Genomic DNA, 10,349 nt, shown 5'->3' with positions numbered 1-10,349 from the left:
CATGACTATACGTTTCGCTGCACGTTTATGCAACCACATGCATACTCACGCCCTTCGTCGACGCACGGCCCCGAAAGTCGCGAGCCCGGCGAGAGCGAGGAGCGCGCCGCCCCCGACCGCCGTGCCCAGTCGCAGACCGGGCGGGTGGAAGTCGCAGGTGACACTGGTCGAGGTGCCGTCGAGGGGCACGGCGATCAGGCCGTGGTACTCCCTCGCGGGGACGGTCTCGGCGTCACCGGCGGCGCAGCGCCAGCCGGCGATCCGGGGCGCCGCGACGACCGCGATGCCCTTGCTGCCCGCCGGGAGTTCGGCCCGGATCGTGCCGCCGGAGCCGGAGACGGTCACCTGGGTGGCGCCGGTGGCCTTGAGGTGTCGTACGACGGCGTGCAGTCGCCCGGTGTCCAGGCAGCCGACCGCCTGGTCCGGCACGACACCCATCCGGTGCGCGGACAGCTCGATCGTGAGGCGCCCGGAGTCCGGGACCGTGCCGAGCCGCTGCATGGCGGCGATCTTGGTGAGGGGGCGGAAGTCGGCCCTGAAACGTCCCGTCAGGCCGTGGGCGGAGGGCCCGGTGAGCCGTGCGGTACCCGCGAAGTGCGGTGCCCAGAGGTAGACCTCGCTGCCCGCCCTGCACTGGGCGGTGATCGTCGCCTTTCCGCCGATGCGCACGCCCTGCCTCTGGTCGGTACTGCGGTCAGGCCGCTTCCCCGCGCTGTTGAGGACCGTGGCGCGGGGCAGGGTGTAGACGCGGGCGCCCAGCAGGAGCTCCTGGTTGCGGTACGGCGACGGTCCGAAGGCGCCGGTCGCGGCGGACGGCCGTACCGTCACCAGGGGCGGTACGGCCTCCCTCGTCACGGTCACCCCGCTGCCGTCCTGCGGGAACCAGTTCTGGTGCGGGTCCGGCGGGGAGTGCACCCGGGCGCCGACGGAGAAGAGGGCGTCCGTGACCGCGTTGTCCAGGCTCTGGAGGCTGCGGCCGCCCGAGGTCCAGCCGTACCCGAGGGCGGTGAGCGTACCGCTGAGCACGGCGGAGGTATGGCTGCTGTAGTACTGGGCGCCCTGTCCGCCGACCTCCAGCGGGTCGTTGCCGACGGTCTGTTCGCGGCCCGGGTCGGTGCGGTGGCGGGGCCAGCCGTCGGCCTGTGCGATCGCGTCCGCCTGTTCCTGCTGCCGCTCGCCCCAGGGGGCGTAGTCGTCCATGTGTCCGAGCCGCATCCGGGTGGCCACGGCGGAGGTGGCGGTGGCCTCGCCGAGCTGTGCTCCGACGAGCAGTACGGCGGCGAGTGCGGCCGGGGCCATGCGCAGCACGGGGCGTTGCCGGCCGAGCAGGATCAGCCCGAGCAGTGCGCTCACGGCCGCCGTCAGGAACACCGGCCAGGCGAAGAGACGGACCAGCGGGCTGCCGCTCGCGACGACGGCGATCAGGGCGAGGAGTCCGACGGCCGCGCCCAGGGCACGCCGGTCGAGGGGGCCGTACGACAGCGTGTGCCATGCCGCGATGACCAGCAGTGCGCACACGACGAAGGTCTGCCGGTATGAGCTGCCCTGCGGGGCGGCGAAGGCGTGCCAGAGCAGATGGGTCGGGCCCCACTGCATGGACAGGGTCACGACGGCGACCAGCAGAGGCCACCCGGCGCGCACCCGGCGGGGCGCCGCCCGGTGGAAGGGCAGGGCGAGGGCGAGCAGCAGGGCCGTGGTGCCGACGAAGAGCGCCGGGGAGCCGAAGCTGTACGTCGTCGGCAGCAGCCGGGCCAGCAGCTCCTCCGTGCCCACCGGCGCGAACCGGGTGAATCTGCCCTCGGATGCGTGCGCGCTGCCGAAGTACACGACCGTCACCACGGGTGCGGCCAGGCCCATGCCGAGCGCGAAGGTCAGGACGGCCCGGCCCACCGCGGCGAGCGCGCGGCGGCGCGGGACGCCGGCGAGCCACAGCCTCAGCAGGAAGACGAGAGCTGCGGCGAGGGTGGCCATGTACGCCGTGTAGAAGTTGGCGACCCAGGCGGCCGTCACGACCAGCACCCCGAGCAGCGGGCGTCGGCCGCTCAGGATCCAGTCGCCGACCAGACAGAGCAGCGGCAGGGCGATCAGCCCGTCGAGCCACATGAGGTTGTACGAGGCGGTCGCCACGGTCCATCCGCACAGGGCGTAGGACGCGCCCAGCAGCCCTGCCGCCCACCAGAGCCCGGGACGCAGCCTCAGCAGCAGCCAGGCCATGGCGGCGCCGGCGCAGGCGATCTTCAGCACGGTGATCACATACACCGCGAGATCGATCTCATCCCTCGGGAACACCGCCACGAGCAGGGCGAACGGGCTGGTGAGATAGGTGCCGAGGTCGGGCAGGAAGCTGGTGCCGTACCCCGACTGCCAGTTGACGAGGAGTCCGCCGGTGCCCCGCCCGTGCAGCAGGTCCCACAGGTGGGCGTGGAACGGGACGTACTGGTTGCCCAGGTCGTTGACGTTCCGGGTGCGCGGGCCGAAGGGGTAGCTGCGGGCGACGGCGTCGGCCGCGCAGAGCACGACGACGGTGATCGCCGCCGCGAACAGGGCGGCCTGGCCCGGCCCCGGCGGCGAGCCGGGTACAGGCAGGGGCGGCCGGACCCCGATGAGGTCGTCCGCGGTCTTCGGTTGGGGCGGGATGGTCAGTCCCACACCCTGTTCACTTGTCACGTCAAGCCCCCGTCCGGGGTGTTCACCCCCGTGCGTTGTCGCTGCGCCGATTTAGACGGAGGGTGAATACGCTTGGTTGTGCGCCCAGCGTTGACAGCGAAGTGAATTCCGAACCACACCGAAGCAAATGGAAAGTGCAGCTCAGGCCAGCGTGATGCGGCCCTTCCCGGCCACTCAGGAATACTTCGGACGGTGACCACCTCAAGCGCGGCCGACGATGGAGGAGCCGACATGAGTGAGAGCACCACCCGCGAGGAGCGTTTCGAACGGGGGCTGGAGATGTTGCGGAGCGTGAATCCCGAGGTCGGGCAGCGGGTTGTGGACTCGCTCGCCGATGTCAGCCCGGAGATGAGTCATCAGCTTGTCGCCTGGGGGTTCGGCGAGATCTACTCGCGGCCGCAACTGGAGCCCCGCGACCGGCAGTTGGTGACCCTGGGCATGCTCACCGCGCTCGGCGGTTGTGAGACCCAGCTGGAGGTGCACGTCCACACGGCCCTGAACGTGGGCCTGGCCCCCGAGCAGATCGCCGAGGCGCTGCTGCAGTCGGCCGGTTACTGCGGCTTTCCCAGGGCCCTGAACGCCATGGGCGTGGCGAAGAAGGTGTTCGCCGAGCGTGGGCTGCTGCCCGTCGGACAGCAGCCCACGACGGACTGAACGGCTACCTCTGCCTGATCCTGAGGAACGTGACCGAGTTCGCCGGGAAGGTGTACGAGAACTTCCCGGCGACGCCGTCGAAGGTGGATGTCACCGGGGCGACCGCGGTCGAGGTCTCGCTGTTCACGGCAGCGGGGTCGGCCGCCAGGGTGGTCACCCGGGCCTTGGACGCCACCTTGGCGCCGCCCAGGTCGATCGCCGTACGGGCCGCCGAGTCCTGTGCGTTGACGACCTTGACGATCAGGTCACCGGTCTTCTTGTCCTTGGTGACGACCTGACGGAACGGCTCGGCCGGCTTGTCGTCGGTGAAGCTGCCCCACTCCTGGCCGTCGAGGTAGAGGGTCACCTGGCGACCGCGCACCTTGACGTCGACGTCGTAGGTACGACCGGTCTCCACCGACCCGGCCTTGGAGATCAGCGTCGACTTGCCGCCCTCCACGGCCTGTTCGACGGCGGACTGGGTGTTGTTCCAGCCGCCGATGTTCCACCAGTAGTAGTTGCCGGTGTCCTTGACGCCGAAGGCGACCAGGAAGCCCTCCTTGCCGGACTTCTTGGTGGCCTTCACCCGCAGGTCGTAGTCGTGCCAGCTCGGGTCGCCGGCCGAGACCATGGTGTTCTCGGCGGCCACGTCCGTCTGCACGTACTGCCCGTCCTGGAGGCTCCAGCTGCCGCCGCCGGTGTGGGTCCACTGCGAGGCGTCACCGCTGAAGTCGTCGGTGAGCAGCGCGTTCCCGTCGGCGTCGGTGACCCGCACATCGTCGTACGCCGCCGTCGTCGCCCAGGTCGACAGGCCGACGGCGCCGGTGATCGGGGCGCTCAGTGACGGGGTCCCGGTGGCCGTCGAAGGCACCACCCGGTCGCCGACGTTGTTCATGAACAGCTTCTGGACCTCGTAGTTGGCGGAGTTCCAGGAGGCGTGGTTGTTGAACCAGATCAGGTCCGGGCGCCACTGGACGTAGTCCTCGTTGGCGAACAGCGGGGCGTAGGAGGCGAGTTTGACGACGTCGGCGTTGCGCTCCAGACCGGTCATGTACGCGGCCTCGGAGAGACCGTTCTTGAAGGTGTTGCCGCCGGAGGCGTACTCGCCGAGGAAGACCTTCGGACCGTTCCTGTCGTAGGAGTCGTAGCGGTCGTTGTTCTGCAGGAACCACTGCGGGCTGTTGTAGTAGTGCTCGTCGACCATGTCGACCTTGGCGTCCTTGTTGAGCTGCCAGGCCGTGTCGAAGGTCGTACCGGAGTCGTCCGGGCCGGAGTTGGAGATCACCTGGACGCCCGGGTACTTCGCCTGGATGGCGGCCCGGAACTCCTTGAACCGGGCGAAGAACTCGTTCGGCAGGTTCTCCTCGTTGCCGACCTCGATGTGGGTGAGGTGGAACGGCTTCGGGTGGCCCATCTGCGCGCGCTTCTTGCCCCAGGTCGAGGTCGCCGGACCGTTGGCGAACTCGATGAGGTCGAGGGTGTCCTGGATGTGCCGCTTGAGCAGCGCCTCGTCGGTGACGGCCTTGTTCTGGCCGCAGCCGGTCACCAGAGCGGGGACGACGGGCAGCGGCATGGCGCCGATGTCCTCGGAGAGGCGGAAGTACTCGTAGTAGCCGAGGCCGTAACTCTGGTTGTAGCCCCAGGCGTTGGCGTTGGTAGCGCGCTGCTCGACCGGGCCGATGGTGTCCTTCCACTGGTACGACCGCTTGCGCTGCCAGTCGGAGGCCGCGCTGTAGTCCTCCATCGAGTTGGTGTTGACGAGGCAGCCGCCGGGGAAGCGCACGAAGCCCGGGTGCAGGGCGGCGATCTTCTCGGCGAGGTCCTTGCGCAGGCCGTTGGACTCACCGCGGTAGGTGTCGCGCGGGAAGAGGGACACCATGTCGAGGGCGGCCGCGGCGGAGGAGGCCACGGTGAGGCGGCCGTCGCTGCTGGTGCGGGTGGCGGTGAAGCCGGCCTTGTACTGGGTCCAGCCGCTCTTGGTCACGGCCACCTCGCGGGCGGTGGCGAGCGTGCCGTCGGCGTCCTGGAGGGAGATCGTGAGGGCCGTACCGGCGTCCGCGCGGGCCCACACCGAGAAGTCGTACTTCTTGCCCTCGTCGACATGGATCCCGGTGTTGTATCCGGCGTTCGTGACGGACGAACCGGCGCCGAGGGCAAGGTAGCTGCGGTTGCGCTCGTTGAGCCGCCCGTCGTCGTTCACCACCTGGCCCGTACCGTCGACCGTCCACGAGGTCAGCGGGGTGTACGAGGCGTTGTCGGCCGTGGAGTACTCGAAGGACCGGTTCTGCACGAGCTCGGCGTACAGACCGCCGTCGGCGGCCCGGTTGATGTCCTCGAAGAAGACGCCGTACATCGTCTTGTCGATCTTCGCGCCCTGGGCGGACGGGTCGACGGTGATCGCGTAGTCGGTGACGTCCTCGGCATGGGCGGGGGCAAGAGTCGTTCCGGCCGCCACCAGCAGGGCGGTGGCGCTGAGACCGAGTCTCCAGCGGGTGCGTGACATGAGTACTCCGCGGCTCTGTCGAAGTGGGGTTTTGCTGAAGCGAGGCTCCAGGGGTTCGAAATATCGGACCCTGATCAGCACTTCGAACGGCAAGATAAGGAGGTGGATTCCGGAGCGTCAACGGGTCGCGCGGTACCGAAAGTGTCGGAAGTGAGGGACGGATGGGCGGGTTCTGGCCAGTACCGGATGTACTGACGTATCTGGCCGGAAGCTGGCGGACCGAGCGAACCGTGCGGGATCTGAAGAGCGGGGAGGAAGGGGAGTTCTCCGGCACCACCACTTTCGGCCAACTGGAGAGCGGCGGGCTGCTGTCCGAGGAGTCGGGCACCTTCATGTGGCAGGGTGTCCCGCGCCCCGCCGAACGGACCCTGCGCTTCCTGCCGGGCGGGACACCGGGCACGGCGGACGTCCGCTTCTCCGACGGCCGCCCCTTCCACGACCTGGACCTGACGTCCGGACACCACGTCGCCGACCATCCCTGCGCGTCGGACCTCTACCACGGCGAGTTCACCGCCCTGGACGCGGATCACTGGCGCACGGTATGGCAGGTCGGCGGTCCGGCGAAGGACCTCGTCCTGACGACCGACTACTGGCGCGAGAGTGCCGGTCAGACCCTCGTCGGCTGAGCGGGAGCGCCCTCGAAGCGGAGGCTCCAGCGGCCGGCACGGCCGGTGACGGTGGCCGTCGACAGGGGCCGTACGTCGATGTTCCAGTAGCTCGACGGCGGCGCCTTGAGCGCATACACCAGGGCCGCGCGGATCACGGCGGGTTCGGCCACGGCGACGATACGGCCGCTGTCGCCGACGGGCCGGGTGTCGAGCCAGTCGCCGACGCGGGTGATGAAGTCGAGCAGCGACTCACCGCCGTGCGGGGTGGCCCGCGGATCGGCGAGCCAGGCGTCCACGAAATCCGGCTCGCGGGCCATCGCCTCGCCGAGGGTCAGCCCGCGCCAGCGGCCCATGTCGCAGTCCCGCAGGGCGAGTTGGATCAGCGGGGAGTAGCCGAGGGCGTCCCCGGTGGCGCGGCTGCGGGGCGTGGGCGAGCAGTAGCGCAGCTCGGCCGCGGCGAGCGGCAGCAGGTCGCGTGCCACGCCCAGCACCTCGTCCCACCCGGCCTGGTCGAGCGGACGGTCGTCCTCGAAGCGCTCGGCGAGCAGCGAGGAGCTGCGCGCGGCGGCGACGAACGTGACCCGAAGTTGCATGCGGCGATCGTGAGCCGCGAAAGTGCGCAGGTCAAGAGGCGTTACCGGGGAGTTATCCAGGGTGGGTGCGGGCTCACTGACCGAAGAGGAGCGCCATCCACTGGTCCGGCTTGGCCAGGGGCGCGAACCCGAGCTTCTCGTAGACCCCGTGGGCGTCGTGAGTGGCGAGCAGGATGCGCTTGAGGTCGTAGGGCCGCAGGTGCTCGCGTACGGCCCCGACCAACGCGGTGCCGATCCCCTTGCCCCGCACGGACGGGTCCACGTACACATCACACAGCCAGGCGAAGCTCGCCAAGTCGGTGATCACTCGGGCATAGGCCACCTGGTCTCCCGAAACCGCCTCGTACACACCGAAGTTGATCGATCCGGCGATCGCCCGGTCCTGCTTCTCCCGGGAACGCCCGACCGCCCAGTAGGCGTCGGTGGACAGCCACCGATGCACACGCTCGGCGTCGACGCGATCCGGGTCGGTGGAGATCTCGTAGCCCTCGGCGAGGGGCGGGGTGTCGGTCATGACGGGAGATTCCCAGCCCACGGCCACCGGCGTCGAGCGGTTTTCCCCGGGGCGGATGGCGGTGTCAGTGCCGGGTGCGGGTGCGTCGTGGCTGGTCGCGCCCCTGAGTGGGTGCAGTCAAGGCACGCCCAGCCGTACCCACCTAGGGCGTGTGTCGGAAGTCCCTTCTGCCCCGCGACGCCTGGCACGCTCCCCCAGAGGGGGCACCCCCACTCGCCGCACGGGGTGAAAGCCCAAGTACGTCCAGTACGAGGACTTCCACCCCGCACGCCGAGAGCACGCACCAGACGCCGCAGAGCCCGCCCTTCGGGCGGACGAAGGGACTTCCGACACACGCCCCAGGGGCGCGGGGAACTGCGCGACCAACCCCCACCGGCCCACAGCCGACATCGCACCCCCCGTCTAGAGAACCTCCTCACAAGCCGCACGCAGTCGCCGTACGCCGTCCCGGATCTCCTGCGGCCCCGCCACCGCCGCGAAGCTCAACCGCAGGTGCCCGCCCGGGGGTTCCGCGCTGAAGTACGGGCGGCCGGGGGTGATCGCGACGCCCGCGCGGAGGGCGGCCGCCGTCAGGGGGGTCTCCGCCGTGCCGTCGGGGAGGCGGAGCCAGAGGTGGTAGCCGCCCGACGGGATGTGCGGGAGGGCCAGTTCGGGGAGGTCGAGGCGCAGGGCCGTCGTCATGGTGTCGCGGCGGACCTTCAACTCCGCCGAGATCGACCGCAGATGGCGGGGCCAGGCCGGTGCGCCGACCAGTTCCAGGGCCGCCTCCTGGAGGGGGCGGGGGACGAAGAAGGTGTCGACGATATGGATCGCGCGCAGACGTTCCAGTACCGGGCCGTGCGCGGCGAGTGCGCTCACCCGGAAGCTGGGCGAGGTCGCCTTGGTCAGCGAGCTGACATGGACGACGACTCCGTCGGGGTCGTCGGCTGCCAGCGGACGCGGCAGCGGGCCGGAGTCCTCGTGCACGAGCCGTCGTACGAAATCGTCCTCGACCACGAACGCGCCGGCCTCCCGGGCGATCCGCAGCACCTCGGCCCGGCGCTCCGGGGCCAGCACCGCGCCGGTCGGGTTCTGGAACAGCGGCTGGCAGACGAACACCCGGGCGCCGGTCGCCCGGAACGCGTCGGCGAGCAGGTCCGGCCTGACGCCGGCCGGGTCCACCGGGACGGGGACCGGCCTGAGGCCCGCCGAGCGGGCGATGGCCAGCATGCCCGGGTACGTCGGTGATTCGACGAGCACGGGGGCACCGGGCGGGGCCAGCGCGCGCAGCGCCGTGGTGAGCGCCGACTGGCCGCCCGCCGTGATCAGCACCCCCGCAGCCGTGACGGCGCCGCCGATGTTCCGCGCGAACCACTCGCGCAGTTCCGGCAGGCCCTCCGTGGGCGGCCGGCCCCAGGCACCGGGGCGGCGGCCCGCGCGGGCCAGGGCCGCGGACATCGCGCGCTCCGGTTGCAGTGAGGGGTGCAGATAGCCGCCGTTGAACTCGATCACGCCCGGCGGCGGGGCGGCCAGCGAGACCAGGACGCCGGACGCGTCCACCGAGCGCGGTACGAGGTCGGCGGCGCCGTCCGCGCTCAGCGCGACCTCCTGCCAGGAGGTGTCCCCGGTCGGAGCGACGGCGACACGTGGCGGCGCGCGGAAAGCGCCCGCGCCGGGCCGGGTGACCACCAGCCCCTCGGCGGCGAGCTGGGCGAGGGCACGGGAGACGGTCACCGGGCTGACCCGGAATCGCTCGACCAGGGCACGACTCGACGGAAGCTTTCCACCCGAAGAGTAGCGGTCGAGCTCACGCCTGAGATGTTCTGCCAGTTCACCGACACTGCTACGCTCTTGCATGAAAGTAGAGAGTAGCGCTACTGCGCCGACCCGGATAGCGGTCATCACCCCTGCCAAGTCCTTCGGCACCCTCCAGGCCGCCCTCGGCGTCGCCGCCTTCTCCCTCACCTTTCCCGCGACGGCATGGGGCCTGGAGGGCTTCGGGCCCTGGTCGCTCGTCGCCGTCCGGAGTGCCCTCGCGGCACTGATCGCGGGCGGCTGTCTGCTGGCTCTGCGCGTCCCGATGCCGAGCCGCCGCGACCGGCCGGGGCTCGTGGTAGTCGCCGCCGGGGTCGTCGTCGGCTTCCCGCTGCTGACCACGCTCGCCCTGCGGACGTCGACCACCGCGCACGCCGCCGTCGTGGTCGGTCTGCTCCCCCTGACGACCGCGCTGCTGTCCGCCCTGCGCGTCGGCACCCGCCCCTCGCGCACCTTCTGGACGGCGGCTCTCGCGGGCGCGGCCGCGGTGGTGGCCTTCACCGTGCAGCAGAGCGGTGGCGCCCTCACCACGGCCGACCTGTATCTCTTCGCCGCTCTGCTGGTGTGCGCGGCCGGTTACACGGAGGGCGGCCGGCTGGCCCGCGTCATGCCCGGCTGGCAGGTCATCGCCTGGGCGCTGGTGCTGTGCCTGCCGTTCAGCGTGCCCGCCGCGGCGCTCGCGCTGTCGTACGAGCCCGTGCACCTCACCGCACACAGCGTGGCCGGACTGCTGTGGGTGGCGGCGGGCTCGCAGTTCCTCGGCCTGGTCGTCTGGTACCGGGGCATGGCCGCGATCGGGATCCCCAAGGCCAGCCAGTTGCAGCTTGCCCAGCCCCTGCTCACACTGGTGTGGTCGGTGCTGCTCCTGGGCGAGCACCTGACGGTGGCCGCCCCGCTGACGGCCGCGGCCGTGCTGGTGTGCATCGCGGTCACCCAGCGGTCGCGGGGCTGAGCGGCGCGCGCGCCGGTTCCAACCGGGCCCTCGCGCCGTAAAATCGGGGCCACGGACCGCTGCTCCCGCACAAGGAGGCCCTACA

8 protein-coding genes are annotated in these 10,349 nt (G+C 70.8%); 3 read left to right on the top strand and 5 right to left on the bottom strand.

Annotated features, from left to right (window positions below):
• Positions 1–45: 45 nt before the first annotated feature.
• Positions 46–2,667, bottom strand: a complete 2,622-nt coding sequence (locus ACI2L1_RS19890) for a YfhO family protein (RefSeq protein WP_404740639.1) — start codon at positions 2,665–2,667, stop codon at positions 46–48.
• A 231-nt stretch (positions 2,668–2,898) separates the two neighbouring features.
• On the opposite strand from ACI2L1_RS19890, the gene ACI2L1_RS19885 reads away from it, so the two are divergent.
• On the top strand, positions 2,899–3,321 hold the full coding sequence (locus ACI2L1_RS19885) for a carboxymuconolactone decarboxylase family protein (protein ID WP_404740638.1): 423 nt from the start codon (positions 2,899–2,901) through the stop codon (positions 3,319–3,321).
• Positions 3,322–3,325: 4 nt separating this feature from the next.
• Here the strand turns inward: ACI2L1_RS19885 and ACI2L1_RS19880 are convergent, their stop codons facing one another.
• Positions 3,326–5,803, bottom strand: a complete 2,478-nt coding sequence (locus tag ACI2L1_RS19880; RefSeq protein ID WP_404740637.1) for an alpha-L-arabinofuranosidase C-terminal domain-containing protein — start codon at positions 5,801–5,803, stop codon at positions 3,326–3,328.
• A 161-nt stretch (positions 5,804–5,964) separates the two neighbouring features.
• Between ACI2L1_RS19880 and ACI2L1_RS19875 the strand changes: the two genes are divergently transcribed.
• Positions 5,965–6,429, top strand: a complete 465-nt coding sequence (locus tag ACI2L1_RS19875; protein ID WP_404740636.1) for a DUF6314 family protein — start codon at positions 5,965–5,967, stop codon at positions 6,427–6,429.
• On the opposite strand, the gene ACI2L1_RS19870 is transcribed toward ACI2L1_RS19875, so the two are convergent.
• The 3 genes from ACI2L1_RS19870 to ACI2L1_RS19860 form a co-directional block, all read right to left on the bottom strand.
• Entirely contained in the window at positions 6,411–7,004 is a 594-nt protein-coding gene (locus tag ACI2L1_RS19870; protein ID WP_404740635.1) for a histidine phosphatase family protein, read from the bottom strand. The genes ACI2L1_RS19875 and ACI2L1_RS19870 overlap by 19 nt on opposite strands.
• A 73-nt stretch (positions 7,005–7,077) precedes the next feature.
• Entirely contained in the window at positions 7,078–7,518 is a 441-nt protein-coding gene (locus ACI2L1_RS19865; protein WP_404740634.1) for a GNAT family N-acetyltransferase, read from the bottom strand.
• Positions 7,519–7,920: 402 nt separating this feature from the next.
• Positions 7,921–9,354 (bottom strand): PLP-dependent aminotransferase family protein, encoded by a 1,434-nt coding sequence (locus ACI2L1_RS19860; protein ID WP_404740633.1) that lies wholly within the window; start codon positions 9,352–9,354, stop codon positions 7,921–7,923.
• On the opposite strand from ACI2L1_RS19860, the gene ACI2L1_RS19855 reads away from it, so the two are divergent.
• Positions 9,353–10,264, top strand: coding sequence for a DMT family transporter (locus ACI2L1_RS19855; RefSeq protein WP_404740632.1), 912 nt, complete (start codon positions 9,353–9,355; stop codon positions 10,262–10,264). The genes ACI2L1_RS19860 and ACI2L1_RS19855 overlap by 2 nt on opposite strands.
• Positions 10,265–10,349 lie beyond the last annotated feature (85 nt).

This window comes from Streptomyces sp. NPDC019531 (genome assembly GCF_044903305.1).
GTDB lineage: Bacteria > Actinomycetota > Actinomycetes > Streptomycetales > Streptomycetaceae > Streptomyces.
The sequence above is the reverse complement of the archived record's forward strand: the minus strand, read 5'-3'. Positions and strand labels throughout refer to the sequence as shown.

Excerpts from the sequence above, each read along its gene's own strand:
- ACI2L1_RS19860 (WP_404740633.1), bottom strand. The coding sequence starts at position 9,354 with ATGCAAGAGCGTAGCAGTGTCGGTGAACTGGCAGAACATCTCAGGCGT.
- ACI2L1_RS19855 (WP_404740632.1), top strand. The coding sequence starts at position 9,353 with ATGAAAGTAGAGAGTAGCGCTACTGCGCCGACCCGGATAGCGGTCATC.
- ACI2L1_RS19865 (WP_404740634.1), bottom strand. The coding sequence starts at position 7,518 with ATGACCGACACCCCGCCCCTCGCCGAGGGCTACGAGATCTCCACCGAC.
- ACI2L1_RS19870 (WP_404740635.1), bottom strand. The coding sequence starts at position 7,004 with ATGCAACTTCGGGTCACGTTCGTCGCCGCCGCGCGCAGCTCCTCGCTG.
- ACI2L1_RS19880 (WP_404740637.1), bottom strand. The coding sequence starts at position 5,803 with ATGTCACGCACCCGCTGGAGACTCGGTCTCAGCGCCACCGCCCTGCTG.
- ACI2L1_RS19875 (WP_404740636.1), top strand. The coding sequence starts at position 5,965 with ATGGGCGGGTTCTGGCCAGTACCGGATGTACTGACGTATCTGGCCGGA.
- ACI2L1_RS19885 (WP_404740638.1), top strand. The coding sequence starts at position 2,899 with ATGAGTGAGAGCACCACCCGCGAGGAGCGTTTCGAACGGGGGCTGGAG.